At 68.1% G+C, this 26744-nt stretch carries 18 protein-coding genes; 14 read left to right on the top strand and 4 right to left on the bottom strand.

The genetic code is table 11. From position 1 onward, the window contains the following. A partial coding sequence (locus D7X32_RS16795; RefSeq protein ID WP_147450176.1) for a hypothetical protein occupies positions 1–187 on the top strand: 187 nt, incomplete at its 5' end. Between the two features lie 161 nt (positions 188–348). Continuing rightward, complete coding sequence (locus D7X32_RS16790; protein ID WP_244239042.1) at positions 349–1104, top strand: hypothetical protein; 756 nt, start codon at positions 349–351, stop codon at positions 1102–1104. A 71-nt stretch (positions 1105–1175) separates the two neighbouring features. Here D7X32_RS16790 and D7X32_RS16785 read toward each other — a convergent pair whose 3' ends face one another. Beyond that, positions 1176–1919, bottom strand: coding sequence for a phytanoyl-CoA dioxygenase family protein (locus D7X32_RS16785; RefSeq protein WP_120603560.1), 744 nt, complete (start codon positions 1917–1919; stop codon positions 1176–1178). Positions 1920–1970: 51 nt separating this feature from the next. Continuing rightward, positions 1971–3632 (bottom strand): acyl-CoA dehydrogenase family protein, encoded by a 1662-nt coding sequence (locus D7X32_RS16780; protein WP_120603559.1) that lies wholly within the window; start codon positions 3630–3632, stop codon positions 1971–1973. Between the two features lie 66 nt (positions 3633–3698). On the opposite strand from D7X32_RS16780, the gene D7X32_RS16775 reads away from it, so the two are divergent. Continuing rightward, a complete protein-coding gene (locus tag D7X32_RS16775) occupies positions 3699–5615 on the top strand; it encodes a DUF8689 domain-containing protein (RefSeq protein WP_120603558.1) in 1917 nt (638 codons plus the stop codon). Here D7X32_RS16775 and D7X32_RS16770 read toward each other — a convergent pair. Both D7X32_RS16770 and D7X32_RS16765 read right to left on the bottom strand, forming a co-directional pair. After that, on the bottom strand, positions 5555–6403 hold the full coding sequence (locus D7X32_RS16770; RefSeq protein ID WP_120603557.1) for a WbqC family protein: 849 nt from the start codon (positions 6401–6403) through the stop codon (positions 5555–5557). The genes D7X32_RS16775 and D7X32_RS16770 overlap by 61 nt on opposite strands. A gap of 20 nt (positions 6404–6423) precedes the next feature. Beyond that, the gene (locus D7X32_RS16765; protein WP_120603556.1) at positions 6424–7221 is read right to left on the bottom strand and encodes a phytanoyl-CoA dioxygenase family protein; all 798 of its coding nucleotides are present in this window, start codon (positions 7219–7221) and stop codon (positions 6424–6426) included. A 125-nt stretch (positions 7222–7346) separates the two neighbouring features. On the opposite strand from D7X32_RS16765, the gene D7X32_RS16760 reads away from it, so the two are divergent. The 11 genes from D7X32_RS16760 (at position 7347) to D7X32_RS16710 (ending at position 26742) form a co-directional block, all read left to right on the top strand. Continuing rightward, the gene (locus D7X32_RS16760; RefSeq protein ID WP_120603555.1) at positions 7347–8309 is read left to right on the top strand and encodes an alpha/beta fold hydrolase; all 963 of its coding nucleotides are present in this window, start codon (positions 7347–7349) and stop codon (positions 8307–8309) included. 160 nt (positions 8310–8469) lie between these two features. After that, a complete protein-coding gene (locus tag D7X32_RS16755; protein WP_120603554.1) occupies positions 8470–10386 on the top strand; it encodes a lamin tail domain-containing protein in 1917 nt (638 codons plus the stop codon). Between the two features lie 90 nt (positions 10387–10476). Next, positions 10477–11262 (top strand): exodeoxyribonuclease III, encoded by a 786-nt coding sequence (locus D7X32_RS16750; RefSeq protein WP_120603553.1) that lies wholly within the window; start codon positions 10477–10479, stop codon positions 11260–11262. 28 nt (positions 11263–11290) lie between these two features. Next, the gene (locus tag D7X32_RS16745; RefSeq protein WP_120603552.1) at positions 11291–12070 is read left to right on the top strand and encodes a lysophospholipid acyltransferase family protein; all 780 of its coding nucleotides are present in this window, start codon (positions 11291–11293) and stop codon (positions 12068–12070) included. A 153-nt stretch (positions 12071–12223) separates the two neighbouring features. Next, complete coding sequence (locus D7X32_RS16740; protein WP_120603551.1) at positions 12224–13792, top strand: ATPase domain-containing protein; 1569 nt, start codon at positions 12224–12226, stop codon at positions 13790–13792. 2 nt (positions 13793–13794) lie between these two features. Further along, complete coding sequence (locus tag D7X32_RS16735) at positions 13795–14163, top strand: response regulator (RefSeq protein WP_120603550.1); 369 nt, start codon at positions 13795–13797, stop codon at positions 14161–14163. A 1681-nt stretch (positions 14164–15844) separates the two neighbouring features. Then, the gene (locus tag D7X32_RS16730; RefSeq protein ID WP_158625701.1) at positions 15845–21202 is read left to right on the top strand and encodes an RHS repeat protein; all 5358 of its coding nucleotides are present in this window, start codon (positions 15845–15847) and stop codon (positions 21200–21202) included. A 982-nt stretch (positions 21203–22184) separates the two neighbouring features. Continuing rightward, complete coding sequence (locus D7X32_RS16725; protein WP_120603548.1) at positions 22185–22967, top strand: hypothetical protein; 783 nt, start codon at positions 22185–22187, stop codon at positions 22965–22967. Positions 22968–23015: 48 nt separating this feature from the next. Further along, complete coding sequence (locus D7X32_RS16720; protein ID WP_120603547.1) at positions 23016–24242, top strand: ROK family transcriptional regulator; 1227 nt, start codon at positions 23016–23018, stop codon at positions 24240–24242. Next, positions 24239–25102 (top strand): glycoside hydrolase family 16 protein, encoded by an 864-nt coding sequence (locus D7X32_RS16715; RefSeq protein WP_120603546.1) that lies wholly within the window; start codon positions 24239–24241, stop codon positions 25100–25102. The genes D7X32_RS16720 and D7X32_RS16715 overlap by 4 nt, the downstream gene beginning before the upstream one ends. Further along, entirely contained in the window at positions 25099–26742 is a 1644-nt protein-coding gene (locus tag D7X32_RS16710; protein WP_120603545.1) for an ABC transporter substrate-binding protein, read from the top strand. Before D7X32_RS16715 ends, D7X32_RS16710 begins: the two co-directional genes overlap by 4 nt. Positions 26743–26744: the final 2 nt, after the last annotated feature.

Genomic DNA, 26744 nt, shown 5'->3' with positions numbered 1-26744 from the left:
GGGGATCTGCTTCATCTCGTTGGAGGACGAGACGGGGATCGCGAACCTGGTGGTGCCCTCGGACGTGTATGCGCGGTGCAGGCAGGAGATCCACGGCGCGCTGTTCCTCGTGGGGGAGGGGATGCTGGAGCGCTCGGGGAAGGTGACGAACGTGAAGACGCGCAGCGTGGTGTCCGTGCGTCAGTGAAGCGGAGGAACATCGCGCTACATCTGCACGTCTGTTCCTGTGATCCGCGGGTACAGGGTTTAGAAGACCCACGGGGGCATGGAACAACCCGTATTGCTAGCGATATAGGTTGCGTCTGTCCGGAGTGTAGTAGCGTGGATCAGAACGGGAGGGTTCTCCAAGTGCGCAACAGTCTTCGGTGGTTGGGGTCGCTGCTCGATCGCGTAGGCCTGTCGGAAGTGGTGGAGGAGGCGAGCGATTGGGTGCGGTACTACGCGCAGGGCAAGCCGCCCGTGAGCGAGCCGCAGCAGACCCGCGTCTCCCGCCCGGTGCACTCGGAGCCTCCGCGCGCGTCCGTGCATGAGGTGATCGAGTCTCTGCGCAACGCGATGCCGGAGCGCCAGGTGGACGCGACGGTGGTGGAGATTCCCTTCGAGGGGCGTATGGAACTGGCTCAGGCAGCCCGCCGCAAGACGGCGCCCAAGGCGAAGAAGGCCGCGGGCAAGAAGAGCGCCGCGAAGAAGGCCCCGGCCGCGAAGAAGGCCGCGCCCGCGCGCAAGAAGAGCGCCGCGAAGAAGGCGCCCGCCGCGAAGAAGGCGGCCACGTCCGGGACCGCGAGCGAGGACGCGGTGTCGGTGCTGGAAGCCGCGCTGCGGAGCCACGCGCGCCAGAAGGACCTGGTCACCGCCGGCAAGGAGAAGGACCAGCTCCTGCGGTCGCTGATCCCGCTGTACCTGGCGAAGGCGCTGGACGTGGAAGTGACGTCCGGAACGACGTCGCGCTTCTGGAGCGGCCTGGGCGTGACGTACGCCGCCCCGAACGCCGCCAAGGCCCTGCGCCTGCACGCGGGCTACGCCCAGGACACCAAGAAGGGCAAGGCCATCACCGCGAAGGGCGTCCGCTACGTGGAAGACGCCCTCACGCAGGCCGCGAAGTAGTTCCGTCGGACCTGATGCCGCGTCTTTCTTTGTCCGGACGCGGCATCCTCATTCCTTTTCAAATACAGCCCTCAATCCCTCGCGGAACGTGAGCCCGTGACGGGCTGGTTGTCCGTCCTGCGGTACGTGGCCACCACGGAGTACTTCGTGTCCGTCGTGTGGTTCCGGCTCGCCGCGTGGAACAGCCGCGCGTGGAAGAGCAGCACGTCCCCGGGGGACAGCCGCACGTACTTCGCGCCATCCATGAGCGCCGCGTTCTCCGGAAGCTCCGGCCGCAGGAACAGCTTCGCGTCGTAGCGCTCCGGCTCGAACTTCATCCGGTGCGTTCCGGGCAGCACCTTCAGTCCGCCGTTCTCCGGCGTCTCCGTGCCCAATGCCAACCAGGTGGAGATCAGCTCCGGCTTCGTGAAGGACCAGTAGCGCACGTCCTGGTGCCATCCCGTGTCCGAGGAGAAGCGCGGCTGCTTCGTCATCACGCAGTTGTGATGCGCCCGCGCCTGCACCACCGGCCCGTCCAGCAACTGCCCCAGCGCCTCCGCCATCCGCGCGTCGTCGAACCACGCCGCGAACAGGGGCGAGCGTCCATGGGCCTTCAACAACCGCCGCACCGTCCGGCCGCCTTCATCCGTCAGGCTCGCCGGGGAACCCGGGTAGGCCACGTCGGCCTCGTACTCCACCGGGCCGTCACCGGACGCGAGCTGCTCCTGGATGACGGCCCGCATCCGCTCACACGTCCCGCTCTCCACGAAGGACGGCAGGACGAGATACCCATCGGTGGCGAAGCGCTGGCTCTGCTCGGGACTCAGGACGGACATGGCGCCCGCTTCTTAACGGGGGCGCCAGCCACATGCACCTGTCGCGAGGCTTCAGCCCAGGAGCCGCGAATCATCCAGGTCGATTTCGTCCTTGATGAGGTCCACGCCGTTCTGCCGGAACCGGCGCGCCGCCGCCCGGCTGCGCGGCCCGTGCCCGTGCTCCAGGCACCACTGCGCGTGCTCGCTCAAGAGCGCCAGCTCCAGCGTGCGTCCCAGCGTCAGCGAGAAGCGCCGCGCCCCGGCCTCCATCGTGGTGGGGTTCGCCATCGCGCCGGACACCCAGGCCCGCGCGTGCTCCAGCGCGTCGTGCGCCGTCTGCACGCACGGCCGCAGGCCCGCGTCCGACACCTTCGACAGCCGGCCCTCCACCTCGTGGAAGAACGCCTCCAGCGTGCCTTCCTTCGCCAGCGCGCGCAGCGAATCCAGCGACAGCACGTTCGTCGTGCCCTCCCAGATGGACAGCACCTGCGCGTCGGCCTGGATGCGCGGCAGGCCCGTGTCCTCCACGTAGCCCGCGCCGCCGAAGGACTCCGTCACCTCCGACGTGATGTGCACCACCTGCCGGCCCGTGGTCAGCTTCGCCAGCGGCGTCACCAGCCGCTGCAGCAACTGCTCCTGCTCCGTCGCCGTGCGCGTCTCCAGCTTGCCCAGCAGCTCCACACCGCGGAACGCCAGCAGGAAGCCCGCCTGGAACTCCGCCTCCAGCCCCGCCAGCGTGTCCACGTGCAGCGGCTTCTCCGACAGCGGCGCGCCGAACTGCACCCGGCGCTTCGCGTAATCGTGCGCCAGCGCCAGCGCGCGGCGCATGCTCCACGTCGCGCCCATCGCGTTCCAGGTGCGCGTCACGTTCAGCATCATCGCCATGTTGCGGATGCCGTCCGTCAGCCCCGCCACCGGCACCGCCAGCGTCCCGTCCAGCGTCAACTCCGCCGTGGGCACCTTGCGCGTCCCGAACTTGTCCTTCAGCCGGTTGATCTGGATGCCATTGAGCTGGCCCTTCGCGTCCCGCGTCTCCACGAAGAAGAGGGCCAGACCCTTGCCGCCGGGGCCATTGCCCGTGGGCCGCGCCAGCGTCAGCGCCATCTGCGCCGTCGTCGCGGACGTGAACCACTTCGTGCCGTGCAGCCGCCAGCCCTCGGGGGACTGCCGCGCCTCCGTCAGCGTCAGCCCCACGTCCGAGCCGCCCGTGCGCTCCGTCATCCACTGGCCCGACGTCCAGAACGTCGCCGGATCGCGCGACGTCAGGCGGGGCAGGGCGTGGTCGATGAGCGCCTGGTTGCCCAGGGACAGGAGCGACCGCGCCGCGCCGTCCGTCATCGCCAGCGGACACGAATAGACGTCCAGCGACGGCTGCACCAGGTAGTTCAGCGCGAACTGGTGCACGCGGCTGAGCGCGCCATTCTTCTGCTCGTACGCCACCGCGACCAGGCCCTTCTTCGCCGTCAGCGCCTCCGCTTCCTTCCACAGCGGCGACACCTCGATGTGGTCGATGCGCTGACCCCACGGGCTCCACTGCGTGAGGACGGGCTCGTTCAGCCGGTCGCGCTGCTGGAACTCGAAGAAGTACTTGCCTCCCAGCTCCCCCAGCTCGCGAAAGTCATCCTGGAGTGAGCGGAACATTTCCTCCGGCAGGGTACGTGCGAGGTAGCCCTGCAGGAACGCGTCGTCGTCGTACTGGTTGCCTAGACCGGGGGGCGCCTGGAAGAAGCTCATGGCCCGAAGTTAACACCGCTGACACGACGGTGGGGTAGAGTGACCTCCCCCTCCGCCGGAGCCGTGATGACCGACTTCTCCCGCAGGCCCCCACCTGGCCCAGGTCCGTCTTCCCTCGACGCCGAGCAGGACCTGAATCGCAACATCACCCCCCTGGAGACGCCCGCCGCGGCGGCGAGCCCCGTCCTGGCGACGCCTCCCCGTCCGCGCTCGCCCATCGCGAATGGGGTGCCGCTCGGCGGACAGCAGCCTCCGGAGCCCACCCGCTCCAGGGCCGCTCAGTCCGCGCCGCTGCCGTCCGTCATCTTCGATCCGATGCCGCGCCCCCGCGTGCCGCCCGCGCAGTCCGCGGGAGTGGCCCCGCCGGGCGCGCCGCCGCCCTTCAGCGAGGAGATGCTGGACGTGCAGACGGAGCGGCGCACCGCGCCCCCCGGCCCGCCTCAACCTCCCGCGGATGCAGGTGACCGGCGCGGTGGGGCGTCCTTCGCCTCTCCTCAGGAATCCGAACGCCGCGCGGGCCCCGGCCCGGAGCGCCGCGGCCCCCCGGAAGCGGAGCGCCGCGGCCCGAGCAGCCCTCCCGGTGGCCCCGACCGCCGCAGCGCCGCCGCGGCCCCTCCGCAGGGCTACGCCGGTCCGGAGCGGCGCGGCGTCCGGCGCACCGAGGGCTCGGACGCCTCCTCGACGAACCGCTTCTGGCCCGCGCAGCCCAAGACGCTCCAGGAGGCCGGCCTCAACGCGACCTTCGTGGAGGAGCTGGTCCTCAAGGCCATCTTCTTCGCGGGCGAGATGCGCGGCATGGACGTGGCCACGCGCCTGCAACTGCCCAGCGCGCTGGTGGACGAGGTCATCGAAGGCCTGCGCCGGCAGAAGTACATCGACATCCGTGGCGGTGGCGGATCCGGCGTGGGCCGCTCCACGATGATCTACCAGCTCACGACCTTCGTGACGGACGTGCTGCGGCAGATCCTGGACCGCAACCGCTACAACGGTCCTGCGCCCGTGCCGTTCAACGAATGGGCCGCCGCCGTGAAGCTGCAGACCGTGCGCGGCAACCGCATCACCCGCCATCGCATGCAGGACAAGTTCGGCGACCTGATCATCCGCGACTACATCTTCGACGGCATCGGTCCGGCGATGAACTCCGGGCGCGCCATCTTCTTCTACGGCCCCCCGGGCAACGGCAAGACGGCCATCTGCCAGGGCATGGTCAACTGCTACGAGGGGGACATCTTCGTCCCCCACGCGCTGCTCATCGACGACTTCGTGGTGAAGATGTTCGACGCGAACATCCACCGCGCGGTGGAGGACGAACCCGGCGCGCCTTCGTACGACCGCCGCTGGGTGCGCTGCCGCCGTCCGCTCGTGGTGGTGGGCGGTGAGCTCACGCTGGAGATGCTCGACCTCGTCTACACCCCGGAGGTGAAGTACTACGAGGCCCCGTTCCAGATGAAGGCGTCGAACGGGATGCTCCTCATCGACGACTTCGGCCGGCAGAAGGTGTCCCCCAAGGAGCTGCTCAACCGGTGGATCGTCCCGCTGGAGAGCGACGTGGACATCCTCACGCTCCACACCGGCAAGAAGATCCAGGTGCCCTTCGACGTGTTCGCCGCGTTCTCCACGAACCTGGACCCGAGCGACCTCGTGGACGACGCCTTCCTGCGCCGCGTCCGCTACAAGCTGGAGGTGCGGCGCCCGGACGAGGAGCAGTTCCACGAGATCTTCCAGGTGATGTGCAAGAAGCGCGGCGTGCCCTACGACGCGCGCGCCGTGGACTACCTCATCGACGAGCACTACCGCCCGAACCACCGGCCCTTCGCCGCGTGCCAGCCTCGCGACCTGTTGGATCAGGTCATCGACATGGCGAACTACCAGGGCCAGCCGCCGCGCCTGGACCCCGCGCTACTGGACGCCGCCGTGCGCAGCTACTTCGTGCGCTTCGACAAGCCCGCGGGCTCCGCGCCCACCTCCGCGTCCGCCGGCTGAAGCGGCTGGGGGCCGTCCCCCGCGAACGGCCCCCACGGCGACGGCTGGAGCCACGTGCGCACCGTCTCCACGGGCACGTTGGCCAGCACGTCGACGATGGACAGCCCCGTCACGAAGCGCCCCTCGCGTCCCTGCGCGTAGTCCGGGTGACGGAAGCGCTGCCACAAGAGGCGCACGTCCACCTCGCGGAAGCGCTCGGGCTTCAGGTACACCGTGGAGCCCGTCCCCGAGTAGTACGTGTGCGCGCCCGTCTGGAGGCAGTACTCCACCAGCCGCTGCGTCTTGTCCTCGCCCCGGCGCTCCAGCGTGGACGAACACACCAGGTTCGGCGTGAGGCCCAGCGGTGCATGGAACAGCGCCATGCTGGACAGCAGCACGCGCAAGAGCGACCCCGGTCCGGACTCACGCGCGGCGGTGTCGTAGAAGGGCTCCAGCAGCGGCAGCACCTGCGCGCGGAAGTGGGGCCTGCCTCCGTAGAGCGTCACCAGCGCCTGCAGGTGCTTGCGCGCCCAGGGCTGGCTTGAGTCCACCGCCAGGTCGCGGATGCGCGTGTCGCGGTGCGGATCCTCCAGCGGGATGGACAGCCACTGGAAGCCCGGTTCGGACGGGGGCGGCGTGGGCACGCCGTGGGGCAGGGCGACGCGCGTGCGGCGCTGCCAGCCCCGCCGGAGCCACTGCACGTCATCCAGCACCACCAGCGTGCCGGCGCGCGCCACCTGCTCGTAGAAGTCCACCCACGGCAGGTAGTGGGGCTGCTCGGCGACGAGGACTCCAGGGTGTCCGGACACGCCCCGGATGATAGGGCCTTTCAGCCGCCGCGCACCGGGTGGCGGAACACCGGAGGAAAGACGCGCGGGGCCTTCTTCTTGCGCACGCAGGTGGTGTCCGCGCTCATGTAGCAGGCGGAGAACGCGCGCCGCCGCTGGCCGGGCCTGCCGCGTCCGGAGCGGTGCCAGACGTGGTTGTGCACGAGCAGCGCCTCCCCGGCCCGCACCGGCAGGGACACCACGTGGGCCTCCACGTCCGCCGCCTCCACGCGGTCCGGGGGAATCACGCCACCCAGCGCCGTCACCAGTCCGGCGCGGTGGCTGCCGGGGATGACCTCCAGACAGCCGCCGCCCTCCGGCGCGTCGTCCAGCGCGGTCCAGATTTGGAGGTCCGGCTCTCGCGTGAGGCCCCACAGCTTTCCGCCGTCCTGGTGGAAGGGCAGGTTGCTGCCGCCCGCGGGCCCCTTGTGGAAGAGGATGGCGCGGTACAGGACGATGTCGCCGGGGATGCGCGCGCGGGTGATCCGCTCGAACAGCGGGTTCTCCAGCCACGCGAGGAAGCGCGGATCCTTCTCCAGCTTCTCCAGCTTGCGGTACTCCAGGGACGGCCCCTGCCAGCCCAGCCCCAGCGGCGCGTCCTCGTAGCGTCCGGTGGTGGCATCCGGCTGGAAGAACATCCCCGGATACACCACGCGGCCGAGCATCAGGTCGTCCGCCCGCTCGCGCAGGGCCTCCACGCCCGCGTCGTCCAGCACGCGGCCCAGGTGCGCGAAGCCGTGCGCCTCGTAGTGGGCGAGCACGGCCGCCACGTCCAACCCTTCCGCCTCCACGCTGAGCATCCGTTGCACCATTGCGTGGAGGCCCGTGCGCGTCCAGCCCGGTCGTGCGGGCGGGGGAGGGCGCGCCCGCGGGAGGGGCCGTCCGCCCTTGCGCCCGTGCCTGCCCGGCCGCATGGTGGGCGTGGATGCCCTATCTCCGCGCCACGCACCTCGTCTCCGCCCCGGATGGCACCCGGGTGGCGGTCCACACCCACAGCTCGGGCATGCCGGAGGAAGGCCGCGACGCGCTGCTCGCGGGCCGCCCCACGGTGCTGCTGACCAACGGCATCGGCACGTCGGAGAACTTCTGGCGTCACCTCGTCGCGGACCTGGAGCAGGACCACCGCGTGGTGCACTGGGACTACCGCGGGCACGGCATGAGCGAGGAGTCGCGCGACGGGGACTACCGCGTGCAGGTGCACGTGGACGACCTGGAGCGCGTCACCGAGGCGGCCATGGCACGCGGCGACGGCCGGCCACCGCACCACATCGCCTTCTCCATGGGCGTGCGCATCCTGCTGGAGCTGTATCGCCGGCGCCCGGACCTGGTGCCGTCCATGACGCTCATCGCGGGGACGGCGGGCGTGCCGGGTTCGGCGGATCCGCGCTGGAGCTCCCGCGCCGCGCTGTCCGCCGCGAAGGGGGTCCTGGCCGCCGGAACGCCCTGGGTGCCGGTGGTGGCTCCCGCGGTGAAGGCCTTCATCGCCAGCCCGCTGGCGGATCCGCTGGCCCGGGCCGTGGGCGCGCTGCGGGCCCGGGCTCCGCGAGAGGACATCGCCGAGTTCCTGGATGCGCTCTACCACATGAGCGCGCAGGCCTATTGGCGCACGCTGCGAGGCCTCACGGAGGGCCACGCCTGGGACGTCCTGCCGTCCATCCGGGTGCCCGTGCTGATCATCGCCGCGACCGATGACGTCCTCGTGCCCCTGTCGGAAGTGCAGCGGCTGCACCGCGCGCTGCCCCAGGCCGACTGGCTCCAGGTGGATGACGCCGGCCACGCGGGGCTTCTGGAGGCCGGGACGGAGATCGCGCAGCGCGTTCGGGGCTTCCTGGATGCTCATGGATTGGAGGCTTCGACCTCCACGCAAACCCCCGTGACTCCACGCTGAAACCGCGGCGGTTCTGGTGACCCACCCGTGCTGTCAGGTCCTGAGAAATCGGTGACCTGGCGGGTTCCCATGGTGTGAGCCAGAAGTCACCGGGCGGCGTTTGCGTCGGCCTGTAATTTTGTGGTTTGCAGGGGGGCTCAGTACTCAACACGGAGTCTCCATGTCCTGGTCTTCCCGGCACCTGCTGGTCCCTTTATCAGCGGTGCTGTTGGTGTTGTCGGCGTGCGGTGGTGATGACGACAAGAACCCTGTCTGCGGCAACGGCATCATCGAGAGCGGCGAAGCGTGCGACGACGGCAATCGCACGGAAGGCGATCGCTGCAACAACAGCTGTCAGGTGACCACGCCCACGACCGACGCGGGCACCAACACCGACGCGGGCACTGACGCGGGCACGGAGACGGACGCCGGTACTGAGACGGACGCCGGTACTGAGACGGACGCCGGTACTGAGACGGACGCGGGCACCATCGACGCGGGCACGGAGACCGACGCCGGCACGACGACTGACGCGGGCACCGAGACGGACGCCGGCACGGTCGACGCGGGCACGGGGACTGACGCGGGCACTGGCACTGACGCGGGCACCGGCACTGACGCGGGCACGGGCACTGACGCGGGCACGGGCACTGACGCGGGCACGGGTACTGACGCGGGCACGGGTACTGACGCGGGCACGGGCACCGACGCGGGCACGGAGACGGACGCGGGCACGGGCACCGACGCGGGCACGGGTACTGACGCGGGCACGGGCACCGACGCGGGCACGGAGACGGACGCGGGCACGGGTACCGACGCGGGCACGGAGACGGACGGCGGCGCCATCGACGCGGGCCCGGCTCCGGACGCGGGCACGGGTACCGACGCGGGCACGGGCACTGACGCGGGCACCGCGGTGACGCTCAGCGCGCTGGAGCCGGCCGCGGTCTTCGCGCGCTCGGGCACCACGGGTGAGACGATTCCGGAGCCGCTCGAGGTCACGCTGAGCGCCGAGGCCACCACGGCTGTCGTGGTCCAGGTCTCCTCGTCCAGCCCCTCGGTGGTCGTGGCCAATGGCGGCCAGGTGACGGTGCCGGCGGGTTCGCGCTCGGCGCCGGTGGTCGTGACGGCGGACGAGGCGGCGGGTTCGGCCAAGGCGACGCTGACGGCCACGCTGGGTGGGGACTCGCGCACCGCCACGGTGCGCGTGCTCGGTGCGACCGAGGCGGCCTCGCTGGCGTACCTGTCCCCGGAGACGGTGTCCCTGTCCGCCGGTCAGACGGCGAACGTCACCGTGACGCTGGACATCCCGGCCGCGGCGGCCACGACCGTGGCGCTGTCCACCACGGGCAACGTGGGCACCGTGCCGGCCACCGTGACGGTGCCGGCCAACGAAATCTCCGCGAAGTTCACCTTCACCGCGGGCGCGTCCGGTTCGACGGGCACCATCGTGGCCACGCTCAACGGCCAGTCCGTGTCCGCCCAGGCGCAGGTCACCGCCGGCCCCACGACGAACCACGTCGTCATCAGCGAGGTCGCCGGTGGGGGCCCGGCCGGTGCGGGCGATGAGTTCGTGGAGCTCTACAATCCGACGAACGCGGAGGTGAACATCGGTGGCTGGAAGCTCCAGTACAAGAGCGCCACCGGCCCCTCCTACTCCGGCACCTACACGCTGCCTTCCACCGCGCGCATCGCGGCCCACGGCTTCTACCTGCTGACCTCCAGCGGCTACGCGGGCACCGTCACCGCCGACAGCAGCTGGGGCACGGTCTTCGCCATGAGCGCCACCGCGGGCCATGTCCGCATCGGCCCCGCTGCGATGGGCACCACCCCGGGCGACACCAACGCGGTGGACACGCTGGGCTTCGGCGGCACGGCGAACGCCGCCGAAGGCAACAGCCCCGTCAGCGGGGCTCCTGCCACCGCCGGCAGCTACGAGCGCAAGGCCAACGCCGGCGCGTCGGCCGCGACCATGGAAGGCAGCGGCGCGGACGCGGCGAAGGGCAACAGCTACGACACCAACGTGAACAGCGCGGACTTCATCATCCGCACCACGCGCGGCCCGCAGAACAAGGCGAGCGGCACGGAAGTCCCTTGACGCACTGAGCAGTGAATGACCGGCCCCCACCGTCCCTCCAGGAACGGTGGGGGCTGGAAATACCCGCGCGCTTTCGCCATAAGCGGGGGCGTGCGAGTCGTCTCCTGGAACGTCAACGGTCTGCGCTCCATCCACCGCAAGGGCTTCCTCCCGTGGCTGTCCAAGGCCCGGGCGGACATCGTGGGGCTGCAGGAGGTGCGCGCCCGCGTGGAGCAGCTCCCCGCGGAGGTTCGTGCCCCCCGCCGTTGGAAGACCCACTTCGTGGCCGCGGAGCGCCCCGGTTACAGCGGCGTGGGCCTCTTCAGCCGCCACGAACCGGAAGAGCTCACCACCACCCTGGACGCGCCGGAGCTGGACGCGGAGGGCCGCCTCCAGTTCGCCCGCTTCGGCAAGCTGACCGTCGTCAACGGCTACTTCCCCAACGGCAACGGGAAGGACCGGGACCTCTCCCGCATCCCCTTCAAGCTGGACTTCTACCGCCGCCTCTTCGCGCGCCTGGAGAAGCCGCTGCGCGACCGTGAGCGCGTCCTGGTGATGGGCGACTTCAACACCGCCCACCGGGACATCGACCTGGCGCGCCCGCGCGAGAACCGCGAGACGAGCGGCTTCCGCCCGGAGGAGCGCGAGGAGTTCGACCGGTGGATCCGCGCGGGCTGGGTGGACACCTTCCGCCACTTCAACTCCGCGGGCGGTCACTACTCCTGGTGGAGCCAGCGCGCCGGCGTGCGCGAGAAGAACATCGGCTGGCGCATCGACTACGTGTTGGCCACCCCGGCGGCGCTCGGCTACGTGCGCAAGGCCGCCGTGCATCCGGATGTCCACGGGTCGGATCACTGCCCCGTGAGCGTGGACCTGGATCCCTCGGTCCTTACCTGAACCCACTCATGCCCAAGGCATACCCCTCATGAACGCACTGCTCTCCATCTGGACCTGGGTCGAGGTGGGCCTCGTGGCCCTGGTGGGCTTCTTCGTCCAGCTCGCGCTGCTCATCACCACGTTCCTGTTCGACAAGCGCAAGTACGTGGTGGGCCGCTGCTTCCGCCTGGTGGGCGTCACCGCCGCGAAGCTCACGCCCTTCTGGCGCTTCGGCGTGCACGGCCCGGTGCCGGACCGCGTGGCCGCCAACACGGTGGTGGTGAGCAACCACGAGTCCAACGCGGATTGCTTCCTCATCTCCTACCTGCCGTGGGAGATGAAGTGGCTGGGCAAGAGGAGCCTCTTCAAGGTGCCCGTGGTGGGCTGGATGATGAGCATCGCGGGCGACGTCCCGGTGGAGCGCGGCGACCGCGACTCGGCCACCGGTGCCATGGCGCGCTGCAAGCAGTGGATGCTCAAGGGGATGCCGGTGATGATCTTCCCGGAGGGCACGCGCTCCAAGACGGATGAGCTGCTGCCGTTCAAGGACGGCGCCTTCCGGCTCGCCATCGAGATGCAGGCGGACGTGCTGCCCCTGGCGGTGAGCGGCACGCGGCTCGCGCTGCCCAAGCACTCGTGGCGCTTCGCCACGTCGCGCGGGCTGGTGACGGTGGGCACACCCATCTCCACGAAGGGGATGACGATGGACGACGTGGAGACGCTCAAGACCCAGGCGCGCGACCAGATCTTGGCCCTGCGCGCGACGCTCAAGCCGCTGACGGGGAGCGCGGGCCCCCTCCCGGAGGCGGAAACCCCCGCCGGCCGCTGAGCAGCCAACGGACCAGGGCAGCGCAGGGTGTTGTCCAGGAACGCACGCGTCCCAGATTGTTGATCCCTCCAGGATTGTCTGGACTATGGAGTCACCCCGGGTCCGTCCTACACGGCCCGGCTTGGCGCGCGGCGCCCAGGAAGGAAGCGTGCGATGTCCCCGGGCGGTCCACGTGAAGAGCAGCGGCTGTCCACCGGCATTCCCGGCATGGACACCGTGCTGTGCGGAGGCCTGCGCAGGGGACGCATGTACATGGTCCTGGGCCTGCCGGGGGCGGGCAAGACCATCCTCGCCAACCAGATCTGCTTCCATCAGGCGGCCCAGGGCCACCAGGTCCTCTACCTCACGCTCCTGGCCGAGTCGCACACGGAGCTGGTGAGCAACCTGCAGACGCTGTCGTTCTTCGACCCGGCCTGCGTGCCCGGGAAGATCAGCTACCTGAGCGCCTTCACCATCCTGGAGCAGGGCGGGTTGGAAGCGCTCGCGGAGCTGGTGCGCAAGGAGATCAAGTCGCACAAGGCCTCGCTGCTCGTGCTGGACGGGCTGCTGGCGGCGGAGGAGCTGGCGCCGTCGCGGCAGGCGCTCAAGAAGTTCATCCACGGCCTCCAGGTCGTGACGGGCCTCATCGGCTGCACCACGATCGTGCTCACCACCGGGGGCGAGAAGGGCCTTCGCGCGGAGCACACCATGGTGGACGGCCTGCTGGTGCTCCAGCAGCGCACCTTCGGCGTACGCACCCTGCGCGAGCTGAGCGTGCGCAAGTTCCGGGGCAGCGCGTACAAGATGGGGCAGCACGGCTTTGAAATCACCGGCGACGGGCTCACCGTCTACCCCCGCCTGGAATCGATGGTGGACGGCAACCTGGTGCCCGGGGCGGGGAAGAGCGAGCGCGACGGCTTCGGCGTGACCGGCCTGGACACGATGCTCAAGGGCGGTGTGCCCGCGGGCTCCACCACCATCCTCCTGGGGCCTCCGGGCAGCGGCAAGACGCTGCTGGGCCTGAGCTTCCTGGCGGAAGGTGCGCGCCAGGGGGAGCGCGGCCACTACTTCGCCTTCTACGACGCGCCGGAGCGGATGCTCGCGCAGGCGGCGGGCGTGGCCTTGCACCTGCAGCCCCTGATGGAGCGCGGGGACCTGGAGGTGAGCTTCCGGCCGCCCACGGAGAACATGCTCGACAAGCTGGGCACGGAGCTGCTGACCATCGTCCGCAGCGGCCGGGTGCGCCGCCTCTTCCTGGACGGCTACGAAGCGCTCCGCCGTGCCTCCACGCGCCAGGCGCGGGTGGCCCGCTTCCTGGCGGCGCTCGTCAATGAATGCCGCGTGCGCGAGGTGACGCTCGTCTACACCGCGGAAGCCACCTCCGCCTTCGGGCCGGAGGTGAAGTTCCCGCTCAAGGGCATCTCCATGGTGGCGGAGAACATCCTGTTCCTGCGCCTGGTGGAGCTGCACTCCGGGCTGCGCCGCTTCGTCGCGGTGCTCAAGGTGCGCAACAGCGACTACGATGCCGCCCTGCGTGAGCTGGAGATCACCGGCCAGGGGATCAAGGTGGGCAAGCCCCTGGCGGAAGGGCAGATGTTGATGACGGGGCTCGCGCGCACGCGGACTCCGGAGGCGACCCCCATGTCGAAGCCGCGCCGCAAGCCGCGCGCGGGCACCTCGTCCACCGCCAGGGCCACCCCGTCGAAGCCGCGCCGGAACGTCCGCAAGCGCCGAGGCACGTGACCATGGGGCCCGTCCTCATCGTCGACGACGAGTTCGGCATCGTGGAGGCCGTTCGCGACCTCTTGTCCGATGAAGGCTACCGCACCGTCACCGCGCTCAATGGCCGCGAGGCCCTGGACCGGATGGGGCAGGAGCGTCCGGCGATGGTGCTGCTCGACTACATGATGCCGGTGCTCAACGGGCCGGGCGTGCTGGAGTCCATGCAGAAGGACCCGCTCCTGCGCGACGTCCCGGTGGTGATGATGAGCGCCAGCCCGCCGGAGTTCTGGCAGCACCTGCCGTGCGCGGGCTTCCTGCCCAAGCCCTTCGACATCGATCAGCTCCTCGCCGTGGTCCACCGCATCATCGGCGCGCCGTCGCTGACGCACTGAGGTGTGTCAGGCATTGAGGGCGACTGCCCATGACCTTGACATGAAGGTCATTGGCAATCTATGCCGCCATGTTGACTGGGGGACAGTTCAATCATTGACGCCCCAGGTTTGTCATCGACCGGGAAGGCGTCTTGAAATCTCTTGGGTGTGTGTGGCCTCTGTCCCCATGGCTTCTGGGTGGACTCATGGCAGGCGTGCTGGCGTGTTCCTCGGAGCAGCCGGCCCCCACCTCCGATCCCTCGCCTGTCCTGGCCGAGCACCGCACGGCGCTGGCTGAGTCCGCCTCGATGGAGGTCGGCGAGGACTGCACGAAGTTCGGTGCCTCCGGGTGCAAGTCCGGTCTCTGTCTGCACACAGGGGCCTTGCCTGATGAGGGGTATTTCTGCAGCCAGTCGTGCGCGGGCGAAGTCAGATGCCCGGCACAGTGGAAGTGCTCGCGGGCGCATCCTGGGGCCCGTGCCGGCGTCTGTGTCCCCCCCGCGGAGTGGAAGGGCGCCGTGGCGCCATCCCGCGGCTGAGCCCTTTTTCCATCAAGCATTCTTCTCCGTCGGAGACGGCGATGCCTTTGTCTGTCCGGATGTTGTTGTGTGTCCTTTGCCTGGTTACCTGGGAAAGGGCGGAGGCAGCTCCCACCTGCTCCTTCGGTGAGACCACCTCATGCACCATGAGTGGGGGGTGCAAGGGCTTCAAGCAGTGCTCGGCGCCGCCAGGAGACGTGGGGGAGTGGGGCGAATGTGTCGCCCACAACCAGCCCCAGGCATGTGCCCTGTGTGGCGCTGGCGGTACGGCGGTGTGTTTGGACGGTGAGAACCTGGGACCCTGCCAGCCCCCTTCTGCCCAATCGATAGATGCCTGTGGCAACGGATGCGACGACGACCGGGATGGCATGGCGGACGAGGGCTGCGCGGACAATGCCACGTTCGATTACTGCGAGCTCAGGTCGGGCCAGTACGTGCGCTGGACCTGTGGGTGCGGGGACGGGCTGAACGTCGGCTACTGCCTGGGCTCTGGGGATTCCCAGAGCTCGTGCAGCGGCCCGAATGGGTGTCTCAAGGCCCCGCTCTTTGGCCTGGGGGGGAGTCAGGCTGGAGGGAACTTCCAGTGCTGCGTGTCCAGCAAGTCCTGCAGTTCGGAGGGCTACGTCGCGGGCGAGATGCACTGCTCCATGTCCAGTACCCTCAACTTCGAGTGCACGCCTGGTGCCTCCTGCGATGACAGCAATGCCTGTGGCAACACGTGCGCCGGTATCAAGCCGGAGATCAACATCACCACCGGGGCGCGCACGCTCGCTGGCGCGTATTGCGCGGCTGGGAGCGTGTGTGGCTATGCACAGGGTGGCTTCGGCACGCCGGGTTCAGGCGTCAGCGCAAGCATGGAACCGCAATGCCCAACCGTTGAATCGGAGGTCGTCGACCCTCGCCCTGGGGGCGGCACAGCGACAAACCCCCCGGTCGCGACATGCCCTCCGAAGGAGGATCGCACGTATTTGCCAGGCTTCACGTTGACCATGCCTCCTCCCGGGCGGCACCCAGGTGGTTACTACCCGGGGCGCGGTGGCGGCGGAGGTGGTGGCGGAGGAGGCGGAGGGGATGGTTCCAAGCCCGTAAGGCGGCCCGAGCCCAAGAAAGACAATGTCTGCGAAGGGACGGTTGCGCCAGTGGCAGGGGCCGGTGTCTCCTCCATGTCCCTGCCCCGCGTCAACTTGAAGGACCTGACCACGCGCTTCAGTGCGGTGGACGTAGGCCTTTACGGTGAACTGGGGGGCCTGAACTTCGTCCGGAAGTACGTCTCCACCGATAACTTCTGGTCCTACCAGTCCATGCTGGGCAGCAGCTCGGAGCCCTATGTTCCGAAACCTTTCGGCTCCAGCCCGACCCGTCCCAGCTCTCTCCGTTGGTGGCACACCCTCTACAGCTTCGTCTACATCAAGGGGACGGTGCCAGGAGTCAGCACCTGGGCGGTGCGTGACACGGAAGGGGAGGTGCTGGAGTTCGCGGCCTGCAATCCCGCGGGGGTTGGCTGTTTCGCGACGCCGCGAAAGACCAGCCGGTGGTCCAACGCCAGCCTCTACCGTACGGGCGCTGGCGCTTTCGTGCTCATCAAGCCAGGCGAGGGACGATTCGTCTATGAAGCCGGCTGGAAAAGCGGAAATGTGGTGAGCCGGTATTTTCTGTCGCGAATCGAAGAGGAGCGTTTGACAGGAACCCCGCGCGTCCGTCTCACACTTCAATACGCCGCGCCTCCTGATTTTGTCCAGAATGGAGTGAGCTTCCCTTGCCCGGGACAGAGCGGCTTGGGCAACGGTGTCCCCTACTTGTCGACGGTGACGACGGAGGAGGGCGCCAAGCTGCGTCTGGCCTACCGTGGTGTCTCGAGTGGTTTCTTCGCGACTCCAGGCACGGAGTGCGTCCTCGACAAACTGTATTTGCGCAAGAATCCCAATTCGTCCAACTCGGTCCTCCAAGCGGAAGAAGTTCTGGTCGCGACGTATCGCTATCCCACTCTTCCTTCGACAACCATCGAGACGTCAGGGCTTCTCTCGGGAGTGGACTACCCTGAGACAGGGGACAGCATCACCTACGAGGACACCACCGCGACCACCGCCACCTCCACGACCTGGAAGGTCACGGTCAATCAGTCGGTCCTGACGGGACACCAGTACCAAGCTGGCAAGGTGGCGTCGGTCAGCACGGGCACAACCACCAGCATGGCCATGAGCGCGGGCTCCGGAAACTGTGACGGTCCGGCATCCATGGGGGGCGGACCCAACTGCGTCCCTCCCGCCGCAGAACCCATGACCGCTTCGTCTGGTGATTCCGCGGGCAGCACCGTCCAGTACCGCCGGAAGTTCTTCCCAAGCAATACGACCTATGCCCCGTACGCGATCCTGTCCTCTATCCAGGACACCTGTCTGCCCGGCACGGGCAACTGCATGAGTTTCGCGTCCGGCGACATCAACTATGGGTACGCGACGCCTGCGGATGGCACGCTCTACATGAGCTCTGTCCGGAATAAGCTCGGGCGTTACGACGTCACCCAGAAGGCCTTTGCTCCGGCGGGCACGGGCTCCGTTCCCGCCGTGCCTGGGCCTGTGTTGCAGGCGTCCTGGAGTTACGGTCAGGATTACAACGGCAACGGTGGCGTTACGGGCGGAACGACGACCCAGGTGCTCGCCAGCTTCCCTTCGGGGGCGACTCCCAACCCCTGGAAGCCCGTTGAGTTCTCCACGGACACCATGCCCTCCGTCTTGCAACCGAATGGCCAGGTTGTCACGCGGACCATCTACGACACGGCGACTCAGTTCGTAAAATCCGTCATCCGCTCCGGCTTTACCCAGACGTTCAACGATGGGACCGGCACGTGGTCAAGCCCCGTGGCCCGTCATGTCGGCATCTTCTATTACAACCACCTCAAGTGCTCTGGAGAGAGCGACACGGGCGGCACGGTGCTGAAGGAGGTGCGGGGCCCATGTCTCGTGAGCGGCCCGGAGGCAACGGGCTGCTCGGGCTCTGACTACCCCATCACCCAGTATCGCTACTATGGGCCGCCCTCGGTGGAGCGCAGTAACAATGCGGGACGCCTCTGGAAGATGTCGCGTTACACCGCTCATCAGGGTGCGTCGGACACCTGTGCCTCGGCACCGCTTACGACCGAATACCGGGATTACGACGCACGCGGCGTCGCGACCAAGATCGTCACCCCTCAGGGCGGCATGATGATGATGACGTACCAGGGCGGACGCCTCTTGAGCGCAACGGGCGAGGGGCTGTCGACGACCCTGCGCTACGACGGAGCTCAGGTGCGTGCGGTACAGGAGGCTGACGGAGTCTGGACGGTCTACTGCTATCGGACGGGAACTGCTGGAGCGGGATGCCAGGGCGGGCAGAAGACAACCCAACTCCAGTGGATGGCCGTGGCGGATGATGAGTTTGGAGTGGACTGGAGCGAAAAGTCGGTCAGGACCTACTGGCCCAATGGTGCGTTGAAGACCGAGGAGCGGCGTTCCCGCCGCAATGGCGTCGAAGAACTCCGGACCCAGTCGACGCATCATCCGGACCCCCAAGCGCGCCCCACCTACGCCCGGCAGGGTGTGGGGACGGGAAGTTTCGCCGCCGTCAGCGGCTTCGACCTCAATAGCAATCTGATCGCGACCGGCCGGCCCTTCAACGCCGCCCCTGACTTCTGCCGCAATCCGGATACGACCCTCTCCGCGCTTTGCACCCAGATGGGGTACGACTCGGCGGACCGCATCAACCGCGTCTCCGAGTATCTGTCCGGAGGTGTCGAACAGCACACGACGCTCGCCTACGATGCCCAGGGCAATGTGAACGCCGTTCGTGCGGGCTGTGCCAGCGCGGTCGCGGGCTGTGGTCTGCTGGCCTCGTATCAGTACGACGACTTTGGAAACCTTGTTCAGACCCAGCTTCCGCATGCCACCGGGCCGGTGCTCCAGGCCTTCGATGCGCGCGGCAACCTGCTCGTGAAGCAGACGGAGGCCATGCGGTTGGCGAACGAGTGGCTGGAGTACAGCTACGACATCCTGAGCCGGCCCCTGAACGCGAAGCGCAGGAGCAGCGGCACCACGCCTGCCAGTGAGATGCTCTACCAGTTCGGCTATGACGCGGACGGGACGGTGCCGTCGGGCTGTGGCAGTGCCGTGATGCACTCCGAGGGCGGTTTGCGGTACCGCGACGACTCGCTGGGCCGGACCTGGTACCGCTACGACGTACTGGGGCGAGTGGAGTCGGAACTGAGGCAGCGGCAGGGCGAGGTGGGGTGCACACCGGAGCTTGAGACGCGGTACACCTACGACTCGCTTGGCCGGTTGGAGGAGGTCCAATATCCGTATGGGCGAACGATTGCCTATGTGTATGGCACGCATGCGAATGCACATCGGGTCGCGGCCATCGACGTGACCCTCTTCACGAGCTCCGGTCCGCAAACCAAACGACTGGTGAGCAAGGTGGCCTGGGAGCCGTTCGGCGGTCTGCGGGGCTATCAGCTCAACCCTTTGCCCGCTCAATCACGCCCGGTCGCTGTGGAGTATGCTCTGGGGGATGATGGCACGCAGGCCCCCACCCACTGTTCGGTGGCCTTCCCGTCCGCCACGAACTCGGATCTGACGGGGCGGTTGCGCTCCCTGCGCGTGTACCGGGACGACTTCAATCCGGGCAGCACGTTCAACGATGGTGGCATCTACAAACGCACCTATACATGGAACGCGGATCAGGTCGTGCGGGCGGACACGTGTCTTCTGGGGGCGACGACGCCCAGGACGGAGCTGTATGCTTATGACCGGACCCTGCGGTTGACGTCCGCGGCAAGGCCCACGGGCAATGCGTATGCGACGGGTGGTGCCTTTGAGCTGCATGATTTTGCCTATGATCGTCGCGGCAACCGCGTTCAGTATGCTGATTCCAGCAGCATGCCGTCTTTCGCGCATGCATATGAGACAGGGAGCCGTGCGGACCTGCTGCTGTCTGTGACGCCACCCTACCCGCAGTACTTCGGACAGTCGAAAGTGGTGAACTTCACCTACGACGCGGATGGTCGCGCCGTGAGCAAGGAGCTTGGCCACTACGCGTCGGGGCAGCCCGCCAACCTGCTCGAGTTCCGCTATGCGCCCTTCAATGCGCCGCAAGGGCAGGGGTCGGCGAGAGAGTCCGTCTTCCGTGCCGTACGGGTCAACGGCATGACGTACAACTACTTCTACGATGCCCTGGGCCGCCGACGCGCCAAGGTCAACCCGTTTAATCAGCGGGATGAGTACTTTCATGGGACTGGCAACCAGCTCCTGGTGGACCAGGGCTGGAATGAGGTCAGCCAGCTGACTCAGGGAAACTTCCGCGTGGTGGATGACTACGTCTGGCTCGGAGGACGCCCGTTGATGATTGTCCGGGGCAGATTGGATGCGACGCAGAACGTCCGGGAGCCTGACTCGACCGCGGATTGCAGGCGTGACGGCGAGCCTGCGGCGTGCGGCGTCTACTTTCCCGTGACGGACATCGTGGGCAAGCCGGTTCTGATGTTGAACGGTGACGGGTTGGTGGCGGGCGCAGCGGACTATCAACCCTTTGGCCACGTCAACCGGCTTTCTACGGCGGACAGTTCCGCGATTCCTTACGCGGATAACGATGGAGAGATCTTCTCAGGCTTCCGGCAGCCCGCGGAGAACAGCAATGTCCAGGTGCGCGCGCGCGCCCGGCTCCTGTTCGTCGACATCCATGATGGTCAAGACGAAGTGACGGTCTTCAGGAATGACCCCTTGGATCCTCAGACGGTGAGCTATCAGGACCCGGAGATGGACCAGGTCATAACCCCCTGGTTCTCGCTGCCCGTCGATGGGCTGGGCGTGAGCATTTTCGCGGGCCCGCCCGACAGCTCCGGACCGAATATGTCCACCGGGGCGGCGATGGAGAGCTACGAGTACCAGCGCTACCAGACGGGCGCTCAGCCCTTCTGGACGCCACTGCGCTTCGCGGGCCACTACTACGACGCGGAGACGGACCTCTTCGAAAATTGGAACCGTTACTACGACCCGAGCGTGGGGCGGTACCTACAGCCTGAGCCGATGCTGGCGAAGGGCCCGGCTGCACTGCCTGCGTACGCATATGCGGTGAACAATCCGATCGGTGTGACCGACCCGACTGGAAAGGATCCGATCTTCAACGTGCAGAATTTCGTTGGTCTTGTATATGGAGTTGGATACGGGGCGTTCAGTGGTGCGAACATCAGCGTCCAGTGGGCGCCAATGGCTGGCCCATACATTCAAGTGGTGAATCACCCGACCCAGGTGAGCCGTGGTTACGACACCACGTTTGGGCGAGTCGTCTGCTATGGACGTGACACCAAAAACCGTGCTCACGAAGAGGCTCATATCCTTCAGTCGGACATCCTGGGAGACCAGTACTTCCCGTTGCATTTGATGTTCCAGGGACTTTCGCAGTTCTTTACTGGAACGCACTCCCAGCTGAACCCTCTTGAGTGGGGCCCGAATCAAAACCCACCGACTCCTTTTCCGACGCAGAGTTCAAAGTGAACCATGAAGCCTTCTCTTCTCTTCGTCCCCCTGGCTGCTGCTTCAGCCTTGTGGGCTTGTTCTTGGCTGCCCGGGAAGAAGCATGATCCATCGGTGGATCACATGGCACGCCTCACGGCGGCAGTGGGTGAGTCATGTGTCAATGATGGATTGCGCAGGATCCGATTGCGGAGCACCGGCAGGTTGGACAGGCAGCTGGTGCTGATATCGGAAGTGGAAGGGCCATCGATGGTCCATCAGGGATCCACGATGATTCAGCAGCATCAGGGGCTTGGGCCCACCTTGCTGGTCGTCGCAACGACCCTGCCACCTGGCGCGAGTGAGGCGGATTACCAGCAGGCGGAAGAGTGGACTGGGGCGATACTTCAGAGCGTTCTCGATGCGTGCAAGGCATCAGGCCAGGTGACGTGCGCTCGTTGCCAGAATGGTGCGTGCGACGTGCCGTGCACTCGTCGCTGAGACGGAAATCAGCCAGCTCGTCCATCAGCAGTAGATGGTCGTGTTGGTGCAGGCGCGCTCCTGGAGCTGTGTACGGCAGCTCCAGGGCCTCCCTGACTTGAGGTCGGCTCCCGCGCATCCTGGCGCGGTGCGGCTACCCGGAGCAGGCGGTTCCACCCATCTCCACGTCAGCGCTGCGCCGGAAGGTCACGGACCTCCCGTGGCTTCTGCTTGGCCGGAGCAGGGTACGGCGCACTGCATCAACCGATTTACGGCGCGGAGCGCGTTCTCGGCTGCTTGCAAATGGGTAAAGGGGGCTGGTATTTCTTCGTCAATCGAACGAACTCGCATGTGTTCGTGCTGGGCGGGGACTCGGGACGGCTCCAGGCAGCAGGAGCCCGGGCGGCAGGAGACGGCGGATTCTCCTCTGGCGTACGTCGGCGTAGGTGACGCGGCGCGGCATGCGGGCGGCGACTTCCAGCAGCCTTTGATTTGTTCGACGTAAGAACGAAGTCATCCCAGCAAGACAACCAGGAGGGGTTTCATGCTTCGCAACAAGCGTTTCGCGTGGACGTGGGCGGCCGCCGGAGTTTTCGCGGTCGCGGGGCTCATTGGCGCCTGTGACCCCGAGGAGGAGAACCCCAACCCCAGCAACCAGACCGACGCCGGCACCAAGACCGACGCGGGCTCGAACACCGACGCTGGGACGAACACCGACGCGGGCACCGACGCCGGGACGAACACCGACGCGGGCACGAACACCGACGCCGGCACGAACACCGACGCGGGCACGAACACCGACGCCGGCGTGGACGCGGGCACGCAGACGACGCTGCCCCTGGCGGTGGACGGCACCTGGGCGGCCAGCGGCTACATGGGCGCGGGCGGAGGCGGGCAGGGCGGCCTGGTGGACGAGCCCATCTGCCACACGCCCCGTCCGGGCGCGGGCCTGGGCAACTGCCACAAGTTCACCGCCACCAAGAAGGACGACGCCTGGGCCGGCGTCTTCTGGCAGTTCCCGGAGGGCGCCTGGGCGGACGACCCGCGCCCCGGCTTCCTGGTGCCGGACGGCGCGAAGTCCGTGACCTTCTACGCCTGGGGCGAGTCCGGCGGCGAGGTCGTTGACTTCTTCGTGGGCTACGGCGACGCCAGCAAGGATGGCTTCACGAAGAAGATCAACGTCACGCTGACCAACGAGCCCAAGCAGTACACGCTGGACATCAGCAAGGTCCGCTACACCGAGGTCGGTGCGGGCTTCGGCTGGTCGGCGGGCGGGCTGGACGTCAAGCCGCTTGTGCTCTTCATCGACGACATCCAGTGGCATTGATCACCACCTCGAGCGCCAGGCGCGCCAACAACGGAACGTGAGCGGACGATGAGAGCGGGAACGGCGGTGTTGACGGTCGATGCAGCGGGCATGCGCGCGCAGAACAGCGGCCTGCTGCTGAACATGATCTGGCGCGAGCGTCAGATCTCCCGGGCGGAGATCGCCCGGCGCACGGAGCTCAGTCCGTCGACCGTCTCCGCCATCGTCGCGGACCTGGAGCAGGCGGGCCTGGTGCGCAGCATTGGCGCCGGGGTCTCCCGCGGGGGCCGCCGTCCCACCCTCATCGGCTTCTGTGACGAGGCCTTCAGCCTGGTGGGCGTCGAACTGGGCGCCAGCCACGTCACCGTCGTCCTCACGGACCTCCGCGGTCGCGTGCGCACGCAGAGCAAGGCGAGCCACGCGGTGCGCGGAGATCCGGAAGGGTCGCTGCAGAAGGCGAAGGAGCTCGTCCAGGAGTGCCTGGACGCCGAGCGCGTCCCGCGCCGCTCCGTGGTCGGCATGGGGGTGGCCGTGCCCAGCCCCGTGCACCCGGCCTCGCCCGGAAAGATGTCCCCGCTCATCCTGCCCGCGTGGAAGAACGTGGACGTGAAGGAGTGGTTCGAGACCACCTTCGACATGCCGGTGTTCGTGGACAACGACGCGAACCTCGGCGCGCTGTCGGAGTGCTTCTGGGGCGCCGGCTCCGCGGGCGAGGACCTCACGTACATCAAGCTGGCCACCGGTATCGGCGCCGGCCTCATCATCCACGGCGACGTGTACCGAGGCGCCGGCGGAACGGCCGGTGAAATCGGCCACATCCCGGTGGACTCCAACGGGCCGCTCTGCGTCTGCGGCCTGCGGGGCTGCCTCGTCACCCTCATCGGTTCCACGGCGCTCACCGAACGCGCGCGCGAGCTGATGGGCACGCGCGGCCGCAAGGGCCCCACCGTGCGGGACCTGGTGGAGGGCGCCCGCGCGGGCGACGCCGCCGCGAAGCAGATCATCGACGGCATGGGCGCCTATCTGGGCATCGCCGTGGGCGGCCTGCTCAACCTGTTGAACCCCGCCATCATCGTGCTGGGCGGTGAGATCTCCTCCGTGGGCGAGATGCTGCTCGACCCCTTGCGCGCGTCCGTGCGGCAGCGCGCCCTGTCTGTCTCCATGGCGGAGACGCGCATCGTCACGTCGACGCTCGGGGAGCGGGCCATCGCCGTGGGCGCGGCCACCCTGGTGCTCCAGGCGGCGCTGCGCGACCGAACCCTCTTTCCCACGCAGAACGTCGGGAGAACCGCATGACTTCGCGCCGTCGTGTCCTCGCCCTGGCCCTCGCGGGCCTGGGAATGGCTTCGTGTGATCCGGCCGCAGGTCTGGATAACAAGCAAAACGAGATACCCACGCCCATCACGGAGCAGCCGGGCACGGGGTGGGAAGTGGTCTGGCAGGACGAGTTCGACGGCCCCGCGGGCTCGCTGCCTTCGAAGGAGCGCTGGGTCCCGGACGTGGGCGGGGACGGGTGGGGCAATGGCCAGTTCGAATACAACACCGCGCGGGCGGAGAACGCGCAGCTGGATGGTGAAGGCCACCTGGCCATCATCGCGCGCAAGGAGCGCTACGGCGGCAACGACTACACGTCCGCGCGCCTGACGACGAAGAACCGCTACAGCAAGGCCTACGGCCGCGTCGAGGCGCGCATCCAGCTGCCCACGGGCCGGGGGCTCTGGCCGGCGTTCTGGCTGCTGGGCGCGGACGTGGACTCCGTCGGCTGGCCGGAGTGCGGCGAGATCGACATCATGGAGCACAAGGGGCAGATCCCCTCCATCGTCAGCAGCGCGGTGCACGGGCCGGGCTACTCCGGCGGCGGGAACATCGGCCGCCAGCACTCCGTCTCCGGGCCGCCGCTCGCCGCGGACTTCCACCTCTACGCGGTGGAGTGGGAGCCGGAGCTCCTGCGCTTCATCGTGGACGACACCGTCTTCTTCGAGGTCACCCCGAAGAGCCTGCCCGCCGGCAGGAAGTGGGTCTACGACCATCCGCACTTCATCATCCTGAACGTCGCGGTGGGTGGCTCGTTCGTGGGGCCGCCGGACTCCAAGACGGTGTTCCCGCAGACGATGAAGGTGGACTACGTGCGCGTCTACGAAAGGGCCGCGCAGTGAGGTTCGCCCGCGCGCTCCTGCCGCTGGCACTGCTGGTGGCGTGCTCGTCGGAGCCGCGCCCCCGGCCGCCGGGCGTGCTGTTCGTCTCCGTGGAGCAGCAGAGCGCGTGGGTGCGCAACTTCAACCCGCTGTTCGCGGGCGCCGGTGCGCGCTGGCCCACCCGGGCGGGCGTGTACGAGTGCATGGAGATCTTCAGCTCCGCGCAGGGCAAGTGGGTGCCGTGGCTCGCCACCGGCCACGCGTGGTCGGAGGACCAGCTCACGCTGCGCTTCACCGTGCGCGACGGCGTCCTCTGGTCGGACGGCAAGCCCTTCAGCGCCGACGACGTCGTCTTCACCTTCGGCCTGCTCAAGCAGCACCCGGCGCTGGACGCGGGCGGCGTGTGGCGCTTCCTCACGGACGTGAAGGCGGAAGGGAAGGGCGCCGTCGTCTTCACCTTCTCGCGCGTGTACCTGCCGGGCTTCAGCGACCTGGCGCACCAGATCATCGTGCCCCGGCACATCTGGAAGGACGTCGCGGACCCGGTGACGTTCACCAACCCGGAGCCGGTGGCCACGGGGCCCTTCACCCAGGTGACGCTGTTCCGCAACCAGGTCTACGAGCTGGGCAGGAACCCGCACTACTGGCAGCCCGGCAAGCCCGCGGTGTCCGCGCTGCGCTTCCTGGCGTTCCCCACCAACGACCAGGCCAACATGGCGCTGGTGGAGGGGGAGGTGGACTGGGCGGGCAACTTCGTGCCGGCGGTGGACCGCACCTTCGTGTCGCGCGATCCCGCGCACCACGCGCGCTGGTTCCCGCTCTACGGCAGCACCGTCTTCCTCTACCCGAACACCACGCGCCCGCCGCTGGATGACGTCCGCGTGCGCAAGGCGCTGAGCATGGCGCTGGACCGCGACCGCCTGGTGGAGGTGGCCATGTATGGCTACACCCGCCCCGCGGACGCCACCGCCCTCAACGACGCGTACACCGGCTGGAAGGATCCGCAGGTCGCGAAGGATGCGTGGACGAAGTACGACCTGGACGCGGCGAACCGGTTGCTGGACGAGGCGGGCCTCACGCGCGGCGCGGACGGCCTGCGGCGCCTGAAGGACGGGCAGCCCTTCGCGCTGGACCTGGAGGTGGTGAGCGGGTGGTCGGACTGGGTGCGGGCGGGGCAGGTGGTGGGCCGCGACCTGCGCAAGCTGGGCATTGGCGTGACGCTCAAGACGTACGAGTTCGGCACCTGGTTCACGCGCCTGCAGAAGGGCGAGTTCCAGCTGGCCATCTCCTGGTCGCTGGACGGGCCCACGCCGTACAACTTCTACAAGTGGCTCTTGTCGCCACGCACCGTGCGGCCGGTGGGCGAGGTGGCCGCGGCCAACTGGCACCGCATGGGCGATGCGCAGGCGGATGAGCTGCTCGTGCGCTTCGAGCGCGCCGGCACGCCGGAGGAGCAGCACGCGCTGATGTCCCAGGTGCAGCAGCGCTTCTCCGCCACCGCGCCCGCCATCCCGCTGTTCCCCAACCCGTCCTGGGGTGAGTCCAACAGCCTTCGCTTCACGGGCTTCCCCACCGAGCAGAACCCCTACGCGCGGCTCGCGCCGCACGCGGAGCCCGACAGCCTGCTGGTGCTGACGGAGCTGTCCCCGAGGGAGCGCTGACC

It is taken from the genome of Corallococcus carmarthensis, from assembly GCF_003611695.1.
GTDB classification, from domain to species: domain Bacteria; phylum Myxococcota; class Myxococcia; order Myxococcales; family Myxococcaceae; genus Corallococcus; species Corallococcus carmarthensis.
The sequence above is the reverse complement of the archived record's forward strand: the minus strand, read 5'-3'. Positions and strand labels throughout refer to the sequence as shown.

Coding starts and splice junctions, on each gene's coding strand:
- D7X32_RS16785 (WP_120603560.1), bottom strand. CDS start 1,919: ATGTCCGTCCTGAGTCCCGAGCAGAGCCAGCGCTTCGCCACCGATGGG.
- D7X32_RS16780 (WP_120603559.1), bottom strand. CDS start 3,632: ATGAGCTTCTTCCAGGCGCCCCCCGGTCTAGGCAACCAGTACGACGAC.
- D7X32_RS16775 (WP_120603558.1), top strand. CDS start 3,699: ATGACCGACTTCTCCCGCAGGCCCCCACCTGGCCCAGGTCCGTCTTCC.
- D7X32_RS16765 (WP_120603556.1), bottom strand. CDS start 7,221: ATGCTCAGCGTGGAGGCGGAAGGGTTGGACGTGGCGGCCGTGCTCGCC.
- D7X32_RS16760 (WP_120603555.1), top strand. CDS start 7,347: ATGCCCTATCTCCGCGCCACGCACCTCGTCTCCGCCCCGGATGGCACC.
- D7X32_RS16755 (WP_120603554.1), top strand. CDS start 8,470: ATGTCCTGGTCTTCCCGGCACCTGCTGGTCCCTTTATCAGCGGTGCTG.
- D7X32_RS16745 (WP_120603552.1), top strand. CDS start 11,291: ATGAACGCACTGCTCTCCATCTGGACCTGGGTCGAGGTGGGCCTCGTG.
- D7X32_RS16740 (WP_120603551.1), top strand. CDS start 12,224: ATGTCCCCGGGCGGTCCACGTGAAGAGCAGCGGCTGTCCACCGGCATT.
- D7X32_RS16735 (WP_120603550.1), top strand. CDS start 13,795: ATGGGGCCCGTCCTCATCGTCGACGACGAGTTCGGCATCGTGGAGGCC.
- D7X32_RS16730 (WP_158625701.1), top strand. CDS start 15,845: ATGTCCCTGCCCCGCGTCAACTTGAAGGACCTGACCACGCGCTTCAGT.
- D7X32_RS16725 (WP_120603548.1), top strand. CDS start 22,185: ATGCTTCGCAACAAGCGTTTCGCGTGGACGTGGGCGGCCGCCGGAGTT.
- D7X32_RS16720 (WP_120603547.1), top strand. CDS start 23,016: ATGAGAGCGGGAACGGCGGTGTTGACGGTCGATGCAGCGGGCATGCGC.
- D7X32_RS16715 (WP_120603546.1), top strand. CDS start 24,239: ATGACTTCGCGCCGTCGTGTCCTCGCCCTGGCCCTCGCGGGCCTGGGA.